The 19,210-nt window shown below is 59.1% G+C and carries 20 protein-coding genes and 3 pseudogenes; 8 read left to right on the top strand and 15 right to left on the bottom strand.

Annotated features, from left to right (window positions below; genetic code table 11):
* Positions 1 to 239 precede the first annotated feature (239 nt).
* From NKJ46_RS25795 to NKJ46_RS25785, 3 genes and pseudogenes are all read left to right on the top strand, one after another.
* Positions 240 to 482, top strand: a pseudogene (locus NKJ46_RS25795) (NADP-dependent oxidoreductase); the annotation flags it as partial.
* Between the two features lie 1,017 nt (positions 483 to 1,499).
* The gene (gene rnk, locus NKJ46_RS25790) at positions 1,500 to 1,958 is read left to right on the top strand and encodes a nucleoside diphosphate kinase regulator (protein ID WP_352566373.1); all 459 of its coding nucleotides are present in this window, start codon (positions 1,500 to 1,502) and stop codon (positions 1,956 to 1,958) included.
* Between the two features lie 161 nt (positions 1,959 to 2,119).
* Entirely contained in the window at positions 2,120 to 2,683 is a 564-nt protein-coding gene (locus NKJ46_RS25785) for a GreA/GreB family elongation factor (protein WP_352668586.1), read from the top strand.
* Between the two features lie 8 nt (positions 2,684 to 2,691).
* On the opposite strand, the gene NKJ46_RS25780 is transcribed toward NKJ46_RS25785, so the two are convergent.
* The 3 genes and pseudogenes from NKJ46_RS25780 to NKJ46_RS25770 all read right to left on the bottom strand — a co-directional run.
* A complete protein-coding gene (locus NKJ46_RS25780; protein WP_352566370.1) occupies positions 2,692 to 3,237 on the bottom strand; it encodes a DUF488 domain-containing protein in 546 nt (181 codons plus the stop codon).
* A gap of 70 nt (positions 3,238 to 3,307) precedes the next feature.
* On the bottom strand, positions 3,308 to 3,883 hold the full coding sequence (locus NKJ46_RS25775) for a LysR substrate-binding domain-containing protein (RefSeq protein ID WP_352668585.1): 576 nt from the start codon (positions 3,881 to 3,883) through the stop codon (positions 3,308 to 3,310).
* Positions 3,884 to 4,027: 144 nt separating this feature from the next.
* Positions 4,028 to 4,099 (bottom strand): annotated as a pseudogene (locus tag NKJ46_RS25770) (LysR family transcriptional regulator); the annotation flags it as partial.
* A gap of 182 nt (positions 4,100 to 4,281) precedes the next feature.
* Between NKJ46_RS25770 and NKJ46_RS25765 the strand changes: the two are divergent.
* The 3 genes and pseudogenes from NKJ46_RS25765 (at position 4,282) to NKJ46_RS25755 (ending at position 7,316) form a co-directional block, all read left to right on the top strand.
* Complete coding sequence (locus NKJ46_RS25765; RefSeq protein WP_352668583.1) at positions 4,282 to 4,944, top strand: 5-formyltetrahydrofolate cyclo-ligase; 663 nt, start codon at positions 4,282 to 4,284, stop codon at positions 4,942 to 4,944.
* 135 nt (positions 4,945 to 5,079) lie between these two features.
* Positions 5,080 to 6,645, top strand: a pseudogene (gene ctaD, locus NKJ46_RS25760) (cytochrome c oxidase subunit I); the annotation flags it as partial.
* A 50-nt stretch (positions 6,646 to 6,695) separates the two neighbouring features.
* Complete coding sequence (locus tag NKJ46_RS25755; protein ID WP_352668578.1) at positions 6,696 to 7,316, top strand: Tim44/TimA family putative adaptor protein; 621 nt, start codon at positions 6,696 to 6,698, stop codon at positions 7,314 to 7,316.
* Positions 7,317 to 7,837: 521 nt separating this feature from the next.
* Here the strand turns inward: NKJ46_RS25755 and NKJ46_RS25750 are convergent.
* Positions 7,838 to 9,100, bottom strand: coding sequence for a glucoamylase family protein (locus tag NKJ46_RS25750; protein WP_352668576.1), 1,263 nt, complete (start codon positions 9,098 to 9,100; stop codon positions 7,838 to 7,840).
* Positions 9,101 to 9,195: 95 nt separating this feature from the next.
* Here NKJ46_RS25750 and NKJ46_RS25745 point away from each other — a divergent pair, with 95 nt between their 5' ends.
* Positions 9,196 to 9,375 carry a hypothetical protein gene (locus NKJ46_RS25745; RefSeq protein WP_352566359.1) on the top strand — a complete coding sequence of 60 codons (180 nt, stop codon included), beginning with the start codon at positions 9,196 to 9,198 and terminating at the stop codon, positions 9,373 to 9,375.
* A 111-nt stretch (positions 9,376 to 9,486) separates the two neighbouring features.
* Here the strand turns inward: NKJ46_RS25745 and NKJ46_RS25740 are convergent, their stop codons facing one another.
* The 9 genes from NKJ46_RS25740 to NKJ46_RS25700 all read right to left on the bottom strand — a co-directional run bounded on the left by NKJ46_RS25740 (position 9,487) and on the right by NKJ46_RS25700 (position 16,651).
* Complete coding sequence (locus NKJ46_RS25740) at positions 9,487 to 9,615, bottom strand: hypothetical protein (protein WP_352566357.1); 129 nt, start codon at positions 9,613 to 9,615, stop codon at positions 9,487 to 9,489.
* 373 nt (positions 9,616 to 9,988) lie between these two features.
* On the bottom strand, positions 9,989 to 10,285 hold the full coding sequence (locus tag NKJ46_RS25735; protein ID WP_352668574.1) for a hypothetical protein: 297 nt from the start codon (positions 10,283 to 10,285) through the stop codon (positions 9,989 to 9,991).
* Positions 10,286 to 10,361: 76 nt separating this feature from the next.
* Entirely contained in the window at positions 10,362 to 11,897 is a 1,536-nt protein-coding gene (locus tag NKJ46_RS25730; RefSeq protein ID WP_352668571.1) for an FAD-dependent oxidoreductase, read from the bottom strand.
* 239 nt (positions 11,898 to 12,136) lie between these two features.
* Entirely contained in the window at positions 12,137 to 12,793 is a 657-nt protein-coding gene (gene fsa / locus NKJ46_RS25725; RefSeq protein ID WP_352668569.1) for a fructose-6-phosphate aldolase, read from the bottom strand.
* A gap of 136 nt (positions 12,794 to 12,929) precedes the next feature.
* Complete coding sequence (locus NKJ46_RS25720; RefSeq protein ID WP_352566350.1) at positions 12,930 to 13,301, bottom strand: DUF488 domain-containing protein; 372 nt, start codon at positions 13,299 to 13,301, stop codon at positions 12,930 to 12,932.
* Positions 13,298 to 13,519, bottom strand: coding sequence for a hypothetical protein (locus tag NKJ46_RS25715; RefSeq protein ID WP_352566349.1), 222 nt, complete (start codon positions 13,517 to 13,519; stop codon positions 13,298 to 13,300). Before NKJ46_RS25715 ends, NKJ46_RS25720 begins: the two co-directional genes overlap by 4 nt.
* 38 nt (positions 13,520 to 13,557) lie before the next feature.
* Positions 13,558 to 13,959 carry a c-type cytochrome gene (locus tag NKJ46_RS25710; protein ID WP_352668567.1) on the bottom strand — a complete coding sequence of 134 codons (402 nt, stop codon included), beginning with the start codon at positions 13,957 to 13,959 and terminating at the stop codon, positions 13,558 to 13,560.
* A gap of 130 nt (positions 13,960 to 14,089) precedes the next feature.
* The gene (locus NKJ46_RS25705) at positions 14,090 to 15,859 is read right to left on the bottom strand and encodes a GMC family oxidoreductase (protein WP_352668565.1); all 1,770 of its coding nucleotides are present in this window, start codon (positions 15,857 to 15,859) and stop codon (positions 14,090 to 14,092) included.
* A gap of 30 nt (positions 15,860 to 15,889) precedes the next feature.
* On the bottom strand, positions 15,890 to 16,651 hold the full coding sequence (locus NKJ46_RS25700; protein WP_352668562.1) for a gluconate 2-dehydrogenase subunit 3 family protein: 762 nt from the start codon (positions 16,649 to 16,651) through the stop codon (positions 15,890 to 15,892).
* Between the two features lie 187 nt (positions 16,652 to 16,838).
* Between NKJ46_RS25700 and NKJ46_RS25695 the strand changes: the two genes are divergently transcribed.
* Positions 16,839 to 17,690, top strand: a complete 852-nt coding sequence (locus NKJ46_RS25695; protein WP_352668560.1) for a LysR family transcriptional regulator — start codon at positions 16,839 to 16,841, stop codon at positions 17,688 to 17,690.
* Positions 17,691 to 17,707: 17 nt separating this feature from the next.
* On the opposite strand, the gene NKJ46_RS25690 is transcribed toward NKJ46_RS25695, so the two are convergent.
* Both NKJ46_RS25690 and NKJ46_RS25685 read right to left on the bottom strand, forming a co-directional pair.
* Complete coding sequence (locus NKJ46_RS25690; RefSeq protein WP_352668559.1) at positions 17,708 to 18,538, bottom strand: two-component system sensor histidine kinase NtrB; 831 nt, start codon at positions 18,536 to 18,538, stop codon at positions 17,708 to 17,710.
* Between the two features lie 97 nt (positions 18,539 to 18,635).
* A complete protein-coding gene (locus NKJ46_RS25685; protein WP_352668558.1) occupies positions 18,636 to 19,055 on the bottom strand; it encodes a plastocyanin/azurin family copper-binding protein in 420 nt (139 codons plus the stop codon).
* Positions 19,056 to 19,210: the final 155 nt, after the last annotated feature.

The following is a 19,210-nucleotide window of genomic DNA, read 5'->3' as shown; positions in this document are numbered from 1 at the left end:
GACTTTGCCTATATATCATCAAGCCAGTTGCTTCCCTTGCCGGCATCTGCCTGCCTTGATCAAACTGTTCGTGGCGCAGAGGTAAGCCGCCGGGGCGAGTGTCCGCTTTTGGGATTTTCGCACATCATCGCAACGACCGACATTAGGCGCGAAGCGGGCATTCGCCGTCCAAGAGACAAAAGTTTCTTTCGGTGAACCCATGACATCGACAAGCAGCACGGATTGGCCCCTCTCCTGCGGTTCGAGCCGGAGGAACACTGGTGACCGTCGTCGGGCCGCCCGACGCGCCGCCCGCCAATGGCCTGGCGGTCGACTTCGTTGTCGAGTCCGATCGTGCTCAACTGAGTGAAATCGTCCAGCGCGTGCGGGACGGACGGCTGCGGACGAACATCGGCAACATCTCGACCCTCGACGATGCCGTTTCCGCGTTCAAAACGACCGAGCGACGCTCGGGGAAGACGATCATCAGCGTTCGTCCGTGAGCGACACGCGCCTGTCAATGCGCCCGGCCGGCCGCCGCTGTCCAGATAGGCCGGCTGCGTCCTGTACGCAACGCCGGATCAAAGCACTCTCCTCTGCAAAGCTGGGCGCTCGTTGGCGATGCCGGCTATAACAAGGAGGCAAACACTGCGCAGGGTATCAGCGATGCCTTCCGGGATGCTGAGCTCTGCGCAAAAGCACTTGGCCTGGCTTTCAAGGGTGACAGCAGTTTCGAGGCGGCTATGGCGGACTATCAGCGACAGCGCGACCAACACTCGCTGCCGATGTATGAGTTCACCTGCCAACTCGCAACGAGGAGCCGCCAATGGAGATGCAGCAACTCTTCGGGGCGATCGCTGGCAACCGGCAAGCCGAGGACAACTTCCCGCGCATGAACGCGGACACGATCTCGCCAGCCGCGTTCTTCGCACGCGAAATGTAGCCCGGATCATGGGCTCAGCCGAATTTCTGGTGTCGTCTTGAGCGTTGAGGTTCGTGGGCAGCGGTTTAGGCCGCGCTCTGGGCTGGAGCGACCTCACCGAGGAGGAGCAGCGGCGCTCAAACGCACGAACCGTGGACCTGCCAGGCGCTGTCGAAAGTATTGGCCGAACGCCTTATCTCCTCGGGCTTGCCGAAGAGAGACCGAGCGGGACAGGCAGAAACTCTCGAAGAGAGCTGGTGATAAACACCTTGCTTGGCGCTCGCGTTGACTAGCTCGCGACTTTAATACCCGCCGAGGCGGCTTCCTTGACTTCCCGGATCTGTTCACCAACTATCATGATATGAATGCCGCCGTTAAAATCCGTCACGACTTTCTTTTCCGGGTTTGCCCCATCGCGGGATCGTAACCCCCGGCTCGGCTGGCATGTGCCCCTGAGCCGAGGGGCAACACTTAAAAAATCGACATGGAAGTCCGCGGGCCGCCGATCGACTCGGCTCGGCTGGGAGCAGGACATTCTTGAATTGGCCGCTCGCATCATCTTTCGCGGCGGCGTCCCAACTGAGATACGAGTATTCAAATGCAAGACAAGAAGACCCGGCGTAGGCCGAACATCCGCATCTCGCAGTCGGACCATGCGCGTCTGTCGGCGCTCGCGGGCGCCGTCGCCGCACGAAATCCGGAGGCTTCCGATGAACTGCTCGCCGAACTGGAACGGGCTCGTATCGTCCCCGACGGTTGGATTCCCACAGGTACCGTCCAGATGGGCTCGACAGTGACGTTCAAGCCAGACACCGGCGACGCGAAAACGGTCACGCTGGTTTTTCCTGGCGATGCGGATATCACCGAAGGCAAGGTTTCAATCCTCACGCCGATCGGCACGGCCCTGATCGGCCTCTCGGCCGGACAGTCGATCATGTGGACTGCGCGAGACGGGCGGCGGCACGAACTCTCGGTGCTAGCGGTGAAACAACCGGCTCCGGAAGGCGTGACCGAACAGCGCCCGCCAGCGCCTTCGACTATCGAGGCGAGCGTCTAGACATGGGCATTTCCGTGCGTCTCCTCAATCACGCGGGCAGCTTGATCGCGGGAGTCTGACCCCTGTGCCGGCCTATTATGGTCCGGCACAGGGGGAAGTTTTCCCACCCGATCAATTGCTTAACGCCGGATTCCGCCCCGCGGACCGGCTGGAGACGCGCCATGCCCACTACCGACAGCTGTCAACTGACCACCAAGGACCACGCAATTCTTGAAGTAATGCGGGAACGCCATCCGAGCCGCGGCGAAATCCTCTCGGCTATCCTTGACCGGAAGATTTCGAGCGCCGTTGTAATGTTTCGGGATGATGTTCCGGCAACCGTCGTGACGCTCAGCGGCCGCGTGGCTTATCGGGTAAACGACGGCCCTGCCGAAACCCGCATCGTCGCACATGACGAGATGCGCGGTCTGGTTGGAATGCTTTTGCCTATCACCAATCCGCGCGGTCTGGCGCTGCTTGGCTTGGCCGAAGGTGAGTCGATGTCCATTCCAACTGCGGACGGCGGCCTTGAAACGCTGAGCGTGCACGAAGTGGTCTATCAGCCGGAAACCGCAAGGCGCGAGAGATTGAAGCTGGCGGGAGCTGCCGCGCCGGGCTCGTCGCGATCGGCCGGACCGGTTCTGCGCGTCGTTCATCGTTCCGATGAGATGCAGGACCAAGCGGCGGACAAAAACATCGCGGCCTTCGACACCGGGTTCGACGACCCAGGTCCGTCGGCGGCCTGAGAGCTCGACTATCCCGAAGGATGTGAAGACGGGTAGACAAGCGTTCCGTCGGCCCTTGCCTTCGCGGCGTCGGTGAGTTTCGCCGGCTCGATCTTATCCTTGCCCATTAAATGAAAGACAGCCTCGCCGCGGCTAAGGAGATAATCGGCGACGATTCTTCTGTGACAGCGCCACCAGAGCGTTTCCGAGCACATGATGGCGCTTCGCCGCTGCCTGCCGAGGGACAGAAGCCGATTCAGGCCATCAAGAAACTCCGCCGACAGCGCGTGGTCGGCGTAATTGTGAAAACTCTGGTTGATCCAGAATGCGTTGAGCACAGGTGGAACGTCGTGCGCCTTGCCGCGCAGGCCGCCAAGCTCGGCAATGTATTCATATCCGATCCCGAACGCTGCCAGCGCTTCGGGAAGCACCTCGCTGTTGAACTGCGGGTTCGCCCGCGAGCGTCTGACAGTCCTGATGTCGATAACCAGGGTGATCTCTGCGATCCGTAGCAGGGCGACGAATTCGGCGATCGACCGCGTCGAGTGACCGATGGTGTGGAATGGATAAGGCATGTACGGTCAACCCATGGCAACGGATTTCTTTCCGGCTTGATGACCGATATTTGGAACTGAAACAACGCTGTCATTTCACCACCTGCTTCAGACCACGTAACGCCTCCTGGACGTCGGCGCGCGCCTCGCTTGCTTCCGGATAGACTGCATAGGCTGGATAGGTGAATTCCGGGGCGCCTTCCACCACCTCCAGCTGTCCCGCCTCGATATGGGGCGCTGCGGCGCCCCTGCGGAAATAGCCCATTCCGCCAGCGCGCAGGATGTAGCTCAGCCCGAGCGGACCAAGGCCGACCATCAATCCTGGCTCGCCGAAGGCTGAGGAGCTGGCATCATGCTGGGCCGCAAACAGCAGTCCCCAATCGACATAGACATAATCCTTGGACCCGACCGTTCCCCGGTCTCCGTCCGTGGTCCGAACCAGGACGAGTTGCTCCTCGACGAGAAGCTCTACCTTGAAACCCGGCAGCAGCTTCGGCGCATAGAGCACGGCAATGTCCAGAACGCCGGTCCTCAGCTGCTCGAGGAGTTGGTCCGGAACGCCGACCTGGGCCTGGATGGAGATTTCCGGCCTGGCGTTCTTCATCCAGACCAGCCAGTCGAGCAGCAGCGGATTCCACAGACTGAGCTCTCCGCCCAAGGCAACCACGCTTGTCCGTCCCGATGGGATGGCGAGCTGATGCCGTGCCCGTTCCCAGATTTGTACGAATGATTGGGCGAACCGCTCGAATTCCCGGCCCGCCGGAGTCAGCTGCGCGCCATTGCGGTTGCGGATAAAGAGCTGACGGCCGAGTTCGTCTTCCAGCGTGCGTATCCGCGCGCTTACCGTGGTCTGGGTAACGTGGAGCCGGTCGGCGGCTTTCAGAAAGCTGCCGGAATGGACGATTTCCAGAAACGTGCGAGCGCGGTCGATGTCAATTCTGGCTCCAGTCAGTGCAATAATTTTGCATCAATACAGCATTTAATTCCGTTTGCCTTCCTGTTTTACGCAGCGCAACGTTCAGAAGGTCGCGCTGGCTTCCGCCGCAAGAGTTGATGGAGCGCACAATGTCTGATCAGGAGGATCTTCCCTTGGAAACGCGAGAGTACGCCTCGCCGCCGTGCTTCATGCACGAACTCGTTCCCGGATATGGCACCGGGCCGGTTGTGCAAGACGCATGGACAGAAGTCTGTCGATGGCGCAAGGCGGAGCGCAAGCGCTTGATCGATGAGCGTCTTGCCGTCGACGCCGAGGAACGCTTGGCGAGGTCTACTCGCGTTGCCTCCGCGCTCGACCGGGCTGTCAGCCGGGTCAGCGGGCGCATCATCAGCGGCTACTGGCCTTTTCGCGGCGAGCCGGACCTTCGCAACTGGGCGGTACGGGTGATCGAGCGCGGCGGGCGGATCGCGCTGCCGGTCGTCATCAAGAAAGGCTGGCCTATGGAGTTTCGTATCTGGGGACCAGGAGACCCGCTCGAACGCGGCATCTGGAATATTCTTGTTCCGTCAAGCGGGCCATCGGTCCAGCCGGATGTCGTCATCGCGCCGGTTGTCGGTTTCGACCAGGCTAACTACCGCCTGGGCTATGGCGGCGGCTTTTTTGACCGGACTCTGGCGGCCGTGCCGAAGCGGCCTCTCGTCGTCGGCGTCGGTTACGCCGGCAGCAGGATCCAGACCATCTATCCGCAGCCACACGACATTCCGATGGATGTGATCGTCACCGATGAATGAATGAGTGCAGGCGAGACCTGATCCTCCTGTGACGGCGGATCGCAGACGGCCGGGTCCATCTTTGAGTCCGCCGCGCCTCCAGTGAAGAGCAGGAAGCAAATCATGTCCAATCCAGCCACCACGGCCTTGGATGATCATAAGCCGCGGTTTGTCGTCAGGTGGCTGTTCTCCACCAACCACAAGGATATCGGGACGCTTTACCTGCTGTTCTCGATCATGGCCGGGGTCTTCGGTACAGGGCTTTCCGTGTTGATCCGCATGGAGTTGCAGGAGCCGGGCCTGCAGATATTTGGCGATCCGGGGGTCTACAACGTCGTCGTCAGTGCCCACGGGCTGGTCATGATCTTTTTCGTCCTAATGCCGGCACTGATTGGTGGCTTCGGCAACTGGATGGTACCGATCATGATTGGCGCCCCCGACATGGCCTTTCCGCGCTTGAACAACATCTCATTCTGGCTGCTGGTGATGTCATTTATCCTCTTCATAGCCTCAATGTTCGTTCCAGGAGCGCCCGGCACGCTTGGCCATGGCGGCGGCTGGACGCTCTACCCGCCCTTGTCGACTGATGGCCAGCCAGGCCCCGCGGTCGACCTCGTGATTCTGTCAATCCACCTGTCGGGTGCCTCTTCGATCCTTGGCGCTATCAACTTCATCACCACCATCTTCAATATGCGCGCGCCTGGCATGACGATGCACAAGATGCCTCTGTTCGCCTGGTCGATGCTGGTTACTGCCTTCATGCTGCTGATGTCGCTGCCCGTACTCGCCGGCGCCATCACCATGCTTTTGACCGATCGCAATTTCGGGACGACCTTCTTCGCGCCCGCCGGCGGCGGTGATCCGGTCCTCTATCAGCATCTGTTCTGGTTCTTCGGCCATCCCGAAGTCTACATAATGATTCTACCCGGCTTCGGCATCATCAGCCATGTCATCTCGACCTTCGCCAGGAAGCCGATCTTCGGCTATCTCGGCATGGCCTATGCGATGGTGGCGATCGCCGCGATCGGCTTCGTCGTGTGGGCGCATCATATGTATACGACCGGCCTGTCCGTGGACACCCAGCGTTACTTTGCCTTCGCCTCGATGGTCATCGCCGTTCCAACCGGCGTGAAGGTTTTTTCCTGGCTAGCGACTATGTGGGGAGGATCGATAGACTTCAAGACACCGATGCAGTGGGCTCTCGGTTTCGTCCTGCTGTTCACCATCGGCGGCGTCACCGGCATCATGGTTGCAAACCCTGGTATCGACCGCGTGTATCACGGTACCTATTTTGTGGTCGCCCACTTTCGTTATGTGCTGTCTTTGGGCGCGGTTTTCGCCATCTTCGCCGGCTTCTATTACTGGTTCCCGAAGATGACCGGCTATATGTACAACGAAACGATGGGCAAGCTGCATTTCTGGGTGATGTTCATTGGCGTCAACCTGGTCTTTTTCCCGCAGCATTTTCTCGGCATGGCCGGCATGCCGCGACGCTATGCCGACTACCCCGACGCTTTCGCCGGCTGGAATTTCGTCTCGTCGATCGGCTCCTACATTTCAACGGCCGGACTTGTCGTCTTTTTCATCACGGTAGCGGAAGCTTTCAGCCGCAAACGCCAGGCTGGCGCCAACCCATGGGGCGAAGGGGCGGCCACCCTCGAATGGCTGCTGCCGTCGCCGCCACCCTTCCACCAATGGGAAAAGCTGCCGCGCATTCTCTAACACTGGCCTCCAGCTCCAAATCGGCGTCTGTTATTGTTCGGGAGACCGTCATGAACGAGACCACAGATCCAAACAACCAAATCCTCCTCGTAGCAATTGTCGCGTTTTATTGGGCATTGCTGGCAGGTTGGGACCAGCTGCTGCCGCGCTCGGATGACGACAAGACCAAGCGGGGCGATGCAGTGACTGAGCAACGAAGCGGCGTTGCCGATTACGCTTCATCGGCGGGCCAGCCCTTGGATGTGATCCGGGACATCGATCCGAATTTTGACCTTGCCGCGTTTCTAACCGGCGCCAAAACGGCCTATGAAGTTATCCTGCGGGCCTATGCAGATGGCGACATCCAAACGTTGAAACGCCTTGTCGGGCCGGAAGTGCTTGAGACCTTCGAACGAGCTATTGCCGGGCGCCGGGATCGGGAAGAGACGCTGCAGCTGACCCTCATCGGCGTGAGTGAAGCAAAAGTCATCGAGGCTCTCGAGGAGAATGGGACCGCAGAGATCGGCGTTCGCTTCGTTTCCGAGGTGGTCAGTGTCACCCGTTCAGCCAACGACCGGGTCGTGGCTGGCGATCCCACGCTGATTGTTGAGGTGATCGACACCTGGACGTTTGCCCGCGAAACACAGTCAACGAAGCGCGACTGGGTTTTGATCGCCACCGAGGGCGACTAACAGGTATGTGCTCTTCCGAGAAGCCTGCCTCCCGTGTCACCGTTGAAGGGCAGTCAACCCGGAGCGTTGGGTGGCCTGAGCGGATTTGTCATTCTTTGACAGCACCCACCCACTATTGGCCTGTCGCGATTAATTGGACATGACACGGGCTCAGTCGACCATTTTCAAGCAGCGAGCTGCGTAGCAGGGCCTGGAAATAAATTACCAGATCGTATCCTCATGTGATATGGTCAAATCTTGGCCGAGAAAAATTAATAGAAACAAAGGAGGCCGCGATGAGAGATTATTTTTCATTTCAGCTATTCATGAGAATGTCGGCTGCGCTATTTATTGGTGCCGCTATCTATTCGATCGTCTTCGGGAATACATGATGGTGCTTGGAGCCCGCGCTTAGACTTTCTCGAGACCAAGTCGCTGACATTTCCCGATCCTGAGCAGTAGCTAGGACGCGGCGGGGACGCGCTTCGCGAACTGCTCCGACCTGCCAGCAGATCACTCAGGGAAGAAACCACCTTGCGGCGCTAAGTGCAATCCAGTGGGGCCATACCCACGGCAGCTCGTGGCCCCTGAGCAGACGTTGATGTGTCGAGGTGCTGGCTGGTGAAGCTCAGCCTCGCCAAGCCTCTGCGCACTTCCGGCGCCCGCATGAAAAGCCGCCGCAACAGCCCTGTACGATGGTTCTCGATCATCGCGATGATTGGCCCCTGATTGATGGCCAGATAGGTTCGGGAGTACCAGTTGCGGCTTTCGCAAAACGCGTCGACAAAGCCGAAGCGGCCCCATATGCGTTTCCGAGGCTTGGTCAGGAAGCCACGCAGTGCGCGCATCGCCTCCGCCGGTGCATAAGGGAAGCTCGACAGGGCAGCAGACGGAGTGATCACGCCAAAGTCCCTGTCGGGTGCATGCGCGACGTATCCTCGCGGCCCATGGCTCGCGGTCAGACCCCAGCAGTCAGGGCCGTATCCCAGATGGCTATGGGGATTGCGAACGCAGTGCCAATAATTGATCTGCGTATGACGGAGGTTCTGTTGCCAGTAGTCGGCGTAGCGGTCGCTTAGGCCCCGTGGATCGAGCCCGCAGAAGGAATATTGCGAGAAGAAGAGCGGACCACCAGAATCCATTCCCAATGGCAGGACGATCCCGTAATGATCGCGCCCGTTTCGAAAGTCGGATCCACCAGCAAAGCCTTCGTGATAGATGCCCGGATCAATGGAGTGGCGAGTTGATCCCGCCGCCAGCACGAAGGTGAGCATGCATTCGTTCCAACCTCTGATCGGGCTGTCCATCGCCCAGCCGTGGTTCGGGCTCCAGTGCCACATCAGTTGCCGGGCCCCGCGTGCGAACCAATTCCACTCGGCCTGTGACAACAGCGCGTTCACGCTATGGCGAAGGCGTGCCTCCTCGGTTGCCATCCCGGCGAAATACTCGCGGGCGCAGATCAGACCTTGAAACAGGAAAGTGGTTTCGACCAGATCAGCGCCGTCATCCTTGCGACGGAATGGAATTGTCGCACCGGTACGGCCATTGATGAAATGCGGGAACACGCCATGGTAGCGCGGCGAGCTTTCCAGGAAATCCAGCATTCGCTGCAATCGGCATAATGCGGCCGTGCTATCGATCCAACCGCGTTCAACAGCAACGATGATTGCCATGATGCCGAAGCCAGAGCCGCCAATGGCTGCGAGATCGTTGGCCGGAGCACCGGTGGTCTTCTGGCGATCTCGGGCAAGACCACTGACGGGATGTGCGCCTTCCCAGAAGTACCGGGCCGTTTGCCGTTGCACGATATCCAGCAGCGCTTCATCGTCGAGCTCGCGAACGTTTGCCGGGAAGTCGGGTGCTGGAGCGTGCTGGGAATCATCGAGCCGGTGTTCCTGAAATGGGCATACAGACCGCCGGTCAATATGTCGTACCGGCTTTGCGGCATATTGAAAAGTTTTTAGAGTTTCTCCGCCGGGCCGCTGGCGCCAAAGCCCGTTATACCGATGAAAGTGCCAGCGGCGCCTTCTTGTCGAGCATGGCTTTGGCGGTCATCAGATCGTCACTTCGCTTTTATTAGTCCGCAGCCTAAATATACCAGCACCGAGCACAGCCCAAGTCACTGCAAACGCGCCAATGACGTTGCCGATCTTCTCGGGCAGTCCGCAAGGGCTAGCTGCTTCGTGGGCCACTACATCTCAATCAGGACGTAGGCGACACCAAAGACAATGCTCATTAGAACACCAAACCATGCCCACCCCTTCAATGCGGCGCGCACGTCCTCAGGCTCAGCGCCTTTCTGGTTATCGTAGTCGTCCATAATCAGATCCCAGGTTTGTCGATCGTTACTTGGTACAAAATCAATAGAGGATGAGCAACCCCAACCCTGCACGCTAAGCGTTCGCGCTCCTATCTTTCCTCGGAGAACGGCAACGGCCCTTTACATCGCATCTTATAATTTGACGCGGTCAGGGCATAACCACACTTGCATACGCGCAAGCTAGAGAAGCTCGAGAATTTCTCTCACAAGGTCCGTCTGGTCTGTTGACGATGCCGGAATATCTATCCAGCCTGAGACGTCCTTGCCTCCGGCTCGGCTAGACGCCGGAGGCCTGCTCTGCATTGTTCGAAAACTCATGACGATCATTGTGGCAGGAGTCCGCCGGCCGGTACGATTGCAAGGGTTACTTCTCCTACTCGAACATGATGCGAGCGGCACCTCTTTTGGCGAGCAACATTCTCCGAGCTTCCTGGATCCGCTGAGCCTGTTGTTTGGTGTATGGACCCATTGGCCGGGTCTTTTCATCCCCGCGACGAACACGGCAATACCAGCGGCCGCTGTCCGAGAAGATTTCAACCAGGGTCGGTGCATCGTTAGCCGCCTGCTTGGCGACCTCGTCGACGAATTTCACGATCTTTGAATAACGCTGGGCGGGCGCAACCGTGTCCAAGCCACGGGTGACACCTAGTTCCTGCTGCTCTGTGGACATAGTCGAACTCCTTTCAGTCACAACCACATTCCGCTTCGCCATTCTGACTCTGACTTCCGCTTTTCGGAAGTCGAAGCTAGCTTGCCATTTGGCGCTCCATTTCCAGCTCGGCCTGCAGACTTTCAACGTCGCGGAAGATTGAGGCGACAGCCAGCGTGCGCCCTTCTCGTTTGAAGCGGAGCAGGCAATCTTTGGCGGCAATATCGCCGTCTACCGCGATCTCGTCCCACCGCTCGGCGTGACCGACATAGTTGATGGGAACATCGTAATGCTGGCTCCAGAAGAACGGCACGGCCTCGAATTTCTCACGATGGCCGAGCATGTTGAGCGCGGCAGCTTGCCCCTGCCTCTCTGCAACCACCCAGTGCTCGACCCGAATGTTCTCGCCACTATGAGGATCTGGCCACCGCGCAATGTCGCCGGCGGCGAATATGTCTGGTGCGCTCGTCTCCAGAAAGGCGTTCACGAGCACCCCGCGGTCAAGGATGAGCCCGGCCTTTTCCGCGAGGCCGATCCGCGGTCGCACGCCTATGCCGGCGACGACGAAGTCGGCTGCTAACGTGCCACCGCTGCTGAGCTTCACCTTTCTGCCATCGATGCTGCTCGCCGTGTCCTGAAGATGGAAAACAACCCGGTTCTCCTCATGGATAGTGCGGATGAAGTCACCCATTTGCGGACCCAGGACCCGCTCCATGGGCCGCTCATCCGGCGCCACGACATGAACTTCGATTTTGCGCGAGCGCAGGGCCGCAGCTACTTCCAGCCCAATGAAACTGGCACCAATCACGACAGCGATATGCGCCGTGGTGGCTCGCTCAATGATCGCCTTGCAATCTGCGAACGAGCGCAGTGCATAGACATGCGGCTGGTCTGCCCCGGGTAGGGTCAAGCGAACCGGTTCGGCCCCAGTCGCAAGAAGCAGCTTGTCGTAAGGAGTCGAGGTCCCGTCCGCGAGCACAACCTCGCGAGAACGTACGTCGATCCGAGCGACATTCGCATTAAGACGCAGGTCGATATTATTCTTTGAGTAGAAGCTTTCGCCACGCAACGGAATCCAGTCCTCCGGTGCCTTGCCGGCGAGGTAGTCCTTGGAAAGATTGGGCCGATCAACCGGCGGTGCTTCATCATTGCTGAGCATGACGATGCTGCCTTGATAGTGTTCGCGCCGCAACATTTCGGCCGCCGAGAAACCGGCTGCGCCGCCGCCGACGATGACGATCTTCTCCGGAACGGGGTCGGAGCCTCCAACGCGCGGCTTGGGGGCCGTCCGCTTGCGCTTCTCGCCCACGAATATCCGATCATCGCGTTGTTCCACCAACCAGCACGCGAGTGGCCTGAAGGCAGGCGTTCGCAAGGCTTCGCCTGTACGCAAATCAAAGCACGCGTGATGCCACGGACACCGGACGGAGTCTTCCACCACAAGGCCGTCGACGAGCGGTCCGCCGTAATGCGTGCAAGTCGCCCCGACGGCGAAGATCTCGGCCCCGCGGCGCACCAGCAGCACCTGCTCATTGCCGCTATGGCCGACCAGCTTTCCACCGTCGGGAAGATCGGCGAACGCGATGCCCTGGACCAGGTCTGGTCCGATCACCTCGGTAGGGTGCACAGCCATTTTCTTCTCCTTGGCGATTTCGAGAAAATCGCATCCAGGGGAGCGGCGACAGGCACATCAGCCTCTCAGCGCACAAAGCCAGCGCGTCTTCGAATTCTCGATTTCGCTTTCGCCCGACTAGAGCGAAACTCGCGCCCCACGGCTCAATTTCCCGCCATTCCCGACATCATGCAAACGAATTTAATCTGCAATTGAGTGCAAGTTTTATGATAGCTCTCTGCATGCCCTCGCCCGGGCAATTACAGGATCGTTTGCCCCGCCTTCTCCCAGTCGGCAAGAAAGGACTCGAGGCCCTTGTCGGTGAGCGGGTGTTTGGCGAGGTTTCTGAGTACTGCGGGCGGTACGGTTGCGATATCGGCGCCCGCCATTGCCGCCAGTTTGACATGCAGAGGCGTGCGAATAGAGGACGCCAGGATTTCCGTCGTGAACGCTTGATCGTTGTCATAGATCGTGCGGATTTCTCGGATCACCTCCATGCCATCCAGACCGAGATCGTCAAGTCTGCCGACGAATGGTGAAATGAAGGTCGCGCCTGCCTTTGCCGCGAGCAGTGCCTGGTTGGCCGAAAAGCACAGGGTGACATTGACCTTGTGTCCGAGCTGACTGAGCGCCCGGCAAGCCCTGAATCCATCCCAGGTGGACGGCACCTTGACAGCCACATTGGTCGCAATGCCGGCCAAGCGCTGTCCCTCGGCGACCATACCGTCAAAGTCGATGGCCGTGACTTCCGCTGAAACCGGGCCCTCGATCGTCTGGCCAATCTCCTGGATCACATCTCTGATCGGTCGGCCAGTCTTTGCGATAAGGGACGGGTTTGTGGTTACCCCGTCGACAATTCCAGCGGCAGCAAGCTCTCGAATTTCAGATATATCGGCGGTATCGACAAAGAATTTCATTGTCTTTCTCCTCAACTGAGCCCGCCCATCGATGATTGGATGAATTTTCCTTGGTTTGGTTCCGGGAGACGGGTTTGTTGTCGCTGTCGAGACCGCACGCCTACGTCTTTGGCAACGGAGGAGCGATGCGGCGTCTTCATCGCTGTCTCAGCAAAAGCTCTCTAAGGACGACGGCATCGTTGTGGGTCTCGTCATGAGCCGAGTAGACGAGTGTGACGGTGCCCTCCCGTATCATCTCGCGCAGCCGGTCAAGCTCACCGCGATGCTCCTGGATTTCCGCCGCATACCGCCGGCGGAATTCCGACCAGCGGGCTGGATCGTGTCCGAACCATTTCCGAAGCTCGGTGCTTGGCGCGAGGTCCTTCACCCAATGGTCGATGGCCGCTTCGGTCTTCTTGACCCCACGCGGCCAAAGCCGGTCAATCAATACGCGCTTGCCATCGCCGGCAGCAGGCCTCTCATATGCCCTCTTCAATCTTACTCTCTCGTTGAAGATTTCTTCGCTCATCGAGATCCTGTCCCGTCCATGTCTGTGTCGTTGACGGCATCGAGAAGGCTGGCGAATTTGCTCCTCAGGATTTCTTCGTCGACCGCATCCGACACGAATACGAAGATGTCGCCGCGATATCGCTCGATCCAGTGATGGCCGGCGCCGCGGCTACGCAGGTAGCTGCCGATCTGTTGGATCGTGGAATCCCCCAGACCCTTGTGCAGGAGAAATTTCATCAAGGTTGCACTTTGCCCAGGGACAGCTTCCCGTCTGGTCAGGGGCCGACCTTCTGGCCCCGAGCGTTGAACTGTTTCAGATAGGCGATGACGTCGGCGATCTCCTGGTCCTTGCTGAGACCGGCAAACGCCATCTTTGTGCCGGGCACCAGTTTGCGCGGCGCCCTGAGATAGGTCGTCAGCGTCGGTTCATCCCAGGTCAGACCCGAATTCTTGTTCGCCGAGGAATAGCTGTAATCGGGATACTCACCGGCCGTTCGGCCGACGACGCCATTCAAGGCCGGGCCCACTCCGTTCTTTGCCTCAAGGCCGACCTTGTGGCAGGCCATGCATCCCTTGAAGACGACGGCGCCGGCTTCGGCATTGCCGGAAGATGTGTCCTGCGCATGGGCCGAACCGACTGCAGTGAGAATCGCGGTGCCAATCCAGGCATGGTCCATTTCATGTTTGCTGCTTTCAACGAGCACGGGTTGGTTCTGGCCGAACTGGCCGGGGCAATATGGTACGAAACATCCCTGGAGTCCCGGATCCGGATCCAAACCGCCGGATCCGCATCCGATTGAAGTCGCCTCAGGAGGGAACAAGTGGGCCGGGACTCTTCAGATACTGGTTCTTGATCGCATCCACCGCCCAGTAGGCAAGAGCGCCTACGGGTCCGGTCGGGTTCTTCCCCGCGTTCTGGGGAAACACGCAAGCGCCGGTGACGAACACGTTCGGGACATCCCAGACCTGAAGGTATTTGTTCAGAACACTGGTGCTCGGGTCGGCTCCGAAGACTGCCCCGCCTGTGTTGTGTGTGCTCTGGTAAGGCACGATCGAATAAGGCACCGGGGGAATGCTCCGATCGACCTTGGTCGCACCCATCTCCTTGGCGATCGTCACGCAGATGTCGGCCTGAGCGTTCATCTGCTTTACCTCGTTGTCCTGGAAATCGAACGTCATCCTCATCAGCGGACGTCCGAAAACGTCGGTGTAGGTCGGATCGAGGCTCAAATAGTTCTGCCGGTACGCCATTACCGCGCCTTGGTTGCCAATGCTGGCCGCGTGGTCATAATTGTCGACCACTGCCTCCTTCCAGTCGGAGCCCCAGCGCGGCGTGCCCCGCGGCGTGGGATGCGACTGGATCGGCCTGGCGCCCGAGTTGCTGCAGCTGATGCCGCCGCCACCGATGTAGCCGGCCTTCTCGAAATCGTAGTTGTCGCCGTTGAAATCATCCATGCAGGTGCCGAGCGCGCCGGCCCCCATGAAGCGATTCAGGATGGTTTTTTTGTCGAAGAAGGCGGTAGCCCCGCCACCGCACTGATAGGCATAGTTGCGGCCGACCACGCCCTTGCCCGTTGCCGGATCATAAGGCACGCCAATGCCCGATTGCAGCAGCAGGTTGACGTTGCCGAGCGCATAGGCCGACAGGATGATGAGGTCGGCAGGCTGTTCGAACTCCCGCCCTCGTGCGTCGAGATAGGTGACGCTGACTGCCTTCTTGCGGGTCGAGTCGAGATTGACCTTCAGCACGATCGAGTTGGTGCGCAACTCGAAATTGGGGTTCTCCAGCGCCAGCGGAATGACGGTGAAATGCGGGCTCGCCTTGGCATTCGCCTCGCAGCCGAAGCGCTCGCAGAAGCCACAATAGTGACACTGGCCGAAGGCCACGCCATCGGGATTGACATAGTCCCGCGACGCGTTTGAGGAAGGATTGGGGAAAGGGTGATAGCCAAGATTGCGGGCCGCTTTCTCGAACATCAGCATGCTTTGCGCCGCAATCATCGGCGGATTGGGGTACTCGTCCTTTCGCGATCCCTCGAAGATGTTGCCGCCGTCGATCTTCCGACCGTTGATGTTGCCGGCCTTGCCGGAGGTGCCGCAGGTCTTTTCGAACTTGTCGTAATAGGGCTCGAGATCATCATAGGTGATCGGCCAGTCCTGCAGCTGCATATCTGAAGGGATGATCTTTTCGCCGTATTTTTCGATCGTGCGGGCGCGCGCCTGATGATCCCATTCGAGCCAGCGCCAGGTGACGCCGTTCCAGTGCACGCCGGCGCCGCCAACGCCCTGGCCGGGCAGGAACGAGCCGAGCTGGCGCATCGGCAGCGCCGTTTGCGCTTCACCATTGCGGAAGGTGATGGTTTCCCGCCGCACGTCCTGCATGAGGTCGTGTCGGGCGGCGTAGCGCAGTTCGTCATGGATCTGCGGGTCGATGAAGTCCGGATTGGTGTCACGCGGGCCTCCCCTTTCTAGAGCGACGATTTTCAGCTTGGTCGATGCAAGCTCCTTGGCAATGATGCCGCCCGTCCAGCCAAGACCGACAATCAGGACATCGACTGCGTTGAGTTTGGTAGCCATGCTACAGTCTCCTTCGTCTTCTTTCGTCGATTAAACGAGATCCTGAATTCCCTTCGGTTCAGCCGCATAGGCCTTGTTCCGAAATGGTTCTATCTTGTCCATGTACATGGCGTCGGCGCCTGGGAAACCGATCATCTTCCAGGCCGCCCTGTCCTTGTTTCCGCCATACATCGGGTCAGCGAAATAACCCTCGATCGTGAGCTGGAGCAGAAGCCCGAAGAAGGTTTCGGTTGGCACTGTTGGAAGCTCGACCTTCTTGCCCTCGAGGTCGCTCATCACCGCGACTCGATCTTTTGCCGAAAGGATCTCGAAAGCGCTCTTGTGGTTTTTCTGCACGTAGGCGCTGACGTCGGCGATGCCGGCCCGGATCAGTTCCGATGGCGTCATCGGCAATTGATAACCTTGCTCGCGCGTACCTTCCCTAAATGGCCCTTCCAGATACAGCCGGTCGCCCTTGCCGTACCCGCCGGCCATTTGTCTATCGATGTAGATCGCAACGCCGAGTTCCTTGGCGCCGGGGCCTGTTGAATCGCTCGGAATCAGTGTGTCGACCGCGGCCTCGATGAAGGCGGACTCGTCGACATTGAAGAATTCATAAGCCGAGCCGCGTGCATCGGATTTCGAGGCGTCGCTTGTGTGATGATGCGGCTGTCCGGTCGCCGCGGCCATCATTTCGGTCGCCGATGCGGACCCACCCAGCGGCAGGGTACTCGCCGCCGCTCCTGCCGCACCGAAGAGCTTCAGAAAGTCGCGACGCCCCACGTCTTCTTGGTTCTTGTCTTTCGTCGACATGATTTCTCCTGTGACGCTGCTGGCAAAACGATGGGTGAGGATGGAGAGAGCTTGCGCCCGCTCCAACCGGCGCTGCGCAGCATCCAGCGCTAGGCTTGGTGGAATTCTTCGAGCGTAATACTCACACTAACTATGTGACAAACGAAATTGATTGACATTTAAACGCAAATTTTATGCTATATCCGTGATGGACATCGAACTCGCCCGCACCTTTATCGAGATCGTATCGACCGGCAGTTTCATTCGGGCCTCCGAGCGCTTGAATGTTGCGCAGACGACGGTAAGCGCACGAATCCGCAACCTCGAGCATCAACTGGGCCGGGCCCTTTTTGTCCGCCACAAAGGCGGAGCTTCGCTGACCCCGGCCGGCGAGCAATTTCTGCGCCACGCCCCGATGTTCATCCAACTATGGCAACGTACACTTCACCAGGTTGCCGTGCCGCCGGGACGCCGGGCTGTTCTGACGGTGGGCAGCGAAGTCAGCCTTGCGCAACCTCTGCTGCTTGATTGGGTCCGATGGATGCGCGGCTCGCTTCAGGATATTGCGCTTCGAGTGCACGTTGATGTGCCGCAGGATTTGATCAATCAGGTCGCGTCGGGAATGGTCGACTTAGCCATCATGTACGCGCCCCCGCACAGACCGGGTTTGAAGATCGATCTGCTTCTGGAAGAAAAACTTGTTCTCGTGACTACCAATTCCGAAGCACGCCTCCTGGACGAATCCGACTATGTTTACATGGATTGGGGGCCGGATTTTGGGCTTCACCACGGGATGAATTTCCCAAGCGCTGCGCCGGATCTTTCTTTCGATCTCGGTCCGCTCGCACTGAACTATGTTCTAGCGACCGGCGGCTCCGGATATTTCAGGATGAGTTCTGTGCAGCCTCACATAGAAGCCGGCCGGCTGCATCTTGTGCCTGAGATGCCGCAGTTCTCCTATCCGGTCTATGCGGTGCAATCGGCAAGTGCGGACGAGAGCGTAGTTGGTCCAGCGCTGACGGGATTGCATTCCGTCGCAAGCGGCGAAATCAAATTGTGAGAGTTCTAGTTGGGCGTCTAAATGTCCGACGGGACTGACGGGAACAGAAGGTCGACCGTTGTTCCAATCCCTCGTTCACTCTTTATCCGGATCAGACCACCAACCATCTGGGTCAGTGCCTGCACTTGTGGCATCCCTATCCCGGTACCCTTCTCACCCTTCGTCGTGAAGAATGGATCAAACACCTTCCGCAAGACTTCAGGAGCCATGCCGCAACCGTGGTCTTTGACGCGAACGCATGCGTAGGTTCCAGGGCCGGGCGGGTCAGGTGTCGCGGTTGTCTGCACCAATCGTTCGGTGATGACGCGGATCTCCCCGCCACTTGGCATCGCATCTCGTGCGTTCATGACGAGATTAAGCACTGTGCTGTCGAAAAGTGCGTGATCGATCAAACAGTCTGGGACACCGGAACCAAGCTCCAGCCTGACGCGGACATCGGCTCCCGCGCCATACCTCAGGAAAGGCTCGAAAGACGTGAGGAACTCATTCAAATTGCCAGCGTGGATATCGAGTTCTTGATGCTTCGCGAAGGTCAATAGCTGTGACGTTAGCTCGATCCCTCGATCGATTCCTTCCCGCGCTGCCGCAATGTAGGCACGAACCCTTTCGGGCTCGTCGGCTCTTCGCTCAGCGAGCCCGAGCCCGGATTCTATTACTGCCAGGAGGTTTCTGAAGTCATGGGCAATACCGCCAGTCATCTCGCCCAAGGCGGCAAGCCGGTGCATTGCACGCTCGCGTTGCTCGGCAGCAGTTCGGGCATCGAGAGGCGCGTCCGGCACTTGGGTGCGCGCGTCGCGTCCGGCCTGAGATGATGGTTGAGTTTCACACGCAAACACGCAGCCTGTCATGAAAGTCCCCTCACTCACGACACCCAAGGAGCTCTCGCCCCGTTTGGCATCTTCGGTCGCTTTTGTTGCGGAGGGCCGCGCCTTTCATGCGCATGATCTAAACGCGCCGGACGACCCTTTTCGTCATGATGTCTTCGACAGTCGGGAATGCCTTTAGGGCCTCCTCCGGTAGGTCGCCATTTGCTCCGACCATTTCAGCCCAGCCATGTGCCTCTGGTTCGCCGACGATAACACGGCCGACCATTCCAGCATGCTCATGCGGGATACAGTAATAGTCGTAGACCCCCCGCTCGGTGAAGGTAACCGAAAAGCTTTCCTTGGGCAGGAGGTAGTCGGAATCCCACGATTTTGCCGTCTTGGGCATGCGAACCGGTCGCCCGAAGTTTGCCGGATTGTACGCCGTCGTCGTGTGCGAATTGCCAGGATTGAGGTTGGTCCATCGGACCGTCTGCCCTGGCTTGATCAGAATGCCGATCGGGTCGAACCAGACTTGCGAACCGTCGTCGCGCCCTTGCATCCCGATTTGGATCGCCTCGCCGGCCCATACTGCCACAGAAGAGAGCGAGAGGGGGGGGGGGGGGGGGCCCCCCCCCCCGGGGGTTATTCAAACCGGGGGGGGGGGTTTGGGGGGGGGGGGGGGGGCGGGGGCGGGGGGGGTTTGTGAAATACGGG

This window comes from Mesorhizobium sp. M0166 (assembly GCF_040322255.1).
Lineage (GTDB): Bacteria > Pseudomonadota > Alphaproteobacteria > Rhizobiales > Rhizobiaceae > Mesorhizobium.
This window is presented reverse-complemented; position numbering and strand designations above follow the sequence as displayed.

What these genes read in the sequence shown, in the direction of transcription:
- rnk (WP_352566373.1), top strand. Translation starts at nt 1,500, where the DNA reads ATGCAAGACAAGAAGACCCGGCGTAGGCCGAACATCCGCATCTCGCAG.
- NKJ46_RS25785 (WP_352668586.1), top strand. Translation starts at nt 2,120, where the DNA reads ATGCCCACTACCGACAGCTGTCAACTGACCACCAAGGACCACGCAATT.
- NKJ46_RS25780 (WP_352566370.1), bottom strand. Translation starts at nt 3,237, where the DNA reads ATGCCTTATCCATTCCACACCATCGGTCACTCGACGCGGTCGATCGCC.
- NKJ46_RS25765 (WP_352668583.1), top strand. Translation starts at nt 4,282, where the DNA reads ATGTCTGATCAGGAGGATCTTCCCTTGGAAACGCGAGAGTACGCCTCG.
- NKJ46_RS25755 (WP_352668578.1), top strand. Translation starts at nt 6,696, where the DNA reads ATGAACGAGACCACAGATCCAAACAACCAAATCCTCCTCGTAGCAATT.
- NKJ46_RS25745 (WP_352566359.1), top strand. Translation starts at nt 9,196, where the DNA reads ATGGGCATACAGACCGCCGGTCAATATGTCGTACCGGCTTTGCGGCAT.
- NKJ46_RS25740 (WP_352566357.1), bottom strand. Translation starts at nt 9,615, where the DNA reads ATGGACGACTACGATAACCAGAAAGGCGCTGAGCCTGAGGACGTGCGC.
- NKJ46_RS25735 (WP_352668574.1), bottom strand. Translation starts at nt 10,285, where the DNA reads ATGTCCACAGAGCAGCAGGAACTAGGTGTCACCCGTGGCTTGGACACG.
- NKJ46_RS25730 (WP_352668571.1), bottom strand. Translation starts at nt 11,897, where the DNA reads ATGGCTGTGCACCCTACCGAGGTGATCGGACCAGACCTGGTCCAGGGC.
- fsa (WP_352668569.1), bottom strand. Translation starts at nt 12,793, where the DNA reads ATGAAATTCTTTGTCGATACCGCCGATATATCTGAAATTCGAGAGCTT.
- NKJ46_RS25720 (WP_352566350.1), bottom strand. Translation starts at nt 13,301, where the DNA reads ATGAGCGAAGAAATCTTCAACGAGAGAGTAAGATTGAAGAGGGCATAT.
- NKJ46_RS25715 (WP_352566349.1), bottom strand. Translation starts at nt 13,519, where the DNA reads ATGAAATTTCTCCTGCACAAGGGTCTGGGGGATTCCACGATCCAACAG.
- NKJ46_RS25710 (WP_352668567.1), bottom strand. Translation starts at nt 13,959, where the DNA reads ATGGACCATGCCTGGATTGGCACCGCGATTCTCACTGCAGTCGGTTCG.
- NKJ46_RS25705 (WP_352668565.1), bottom strand. Translation starts at nt 15,859, where the DNA reads ATGGCTACCAAACTCAACGCAGTCGATGTCCTGATTGTCGGTCTTGGC.
- NKJ46_RS25700 (WP_352668562.1), bottom strand. Translation starts at nt 16,651, where the DNA reads ATGTCGACGAAAGACAAGAACCAAGAAGACGTGGGGCGTCGCGACTTT.
- NKJ46_RS25695 (WP_352668560.1), top strand. Translation starts at nt 16,839, where the DNA reads ATGGACATCGAACTCGCCCGCACCTTTATCGAGATCGTATCGACCGGC.
- NKJ46_RS25690 (WP_352668559.1), bottom strand. Translation starts at nt 18,538, where the DNA reads ATGACAGGCTGCGTGTTTGCGTGTGAAACTCAACCATCATCTCAGGCC.
- NKJ46_RS25685 (WP_352668558.1), bottom strand. Translation starts at nt 19,055, where the DNA reads ATGCAAGGGCGCGACGACGGTTCGCAAGTCTGGTTCGACCCGATCGGC.